Source organism: Paraburkholderia sp. SIMBA_030, assembly GCF_046535245.1.
Taxonomy (GTDB): domain Bacteria; phylum Pseudomonadota; class Gammaproteobacteria; order Burkholderiales; family Burkholderiaceae; genus Paraburkholderia.
The window spans coordinates 1-243 of record NZ_JAWRXB010001443.1 but is presented as its reverse complement, the minus strand read 5'-3'; the positions used below and the strand labels follow the sequence as shown (position 1 = coordinate 243).

Sequence of the window (243 nt, the reverse complement as noted above, 5' to 3'; positions counted from 1 at the left end):
CGTTCTCGCCGACCGTGACGACAAAGGCGCGCATGCATTCGATGCGATCCATGATTGTCCCTATTTTAGAATCAATGATTCTCGATTTTAGGGAATTGTCCCCTTCTTTGCTAGCCCTTAAAGTGACATCCAAGCCGACGACAACGCCGCAGACGGCAACGTCGACTCACCCATTACTCACTTTGAAATCGACATCAAAAGGAACGCGTCATGTCTATTCGTGAACTGCTCAACCCAACCAAC

1 protein-coding gene is annotated in these 243 nt (G+C 49.0%); it reads left to right on the top strand.

Features of this window, described 5'->3' with window-relative positions; all coding sequences use genetic code 11:
* Positions 1–224: hypothetical protein (locus SB772_RS44805; protein ID WP_410839126.1), on the top strand; the 224-nt coding region annotated here is incomplete at its 5' end.
* Positions 225–243: the final 19 nt, after the last annotated feature.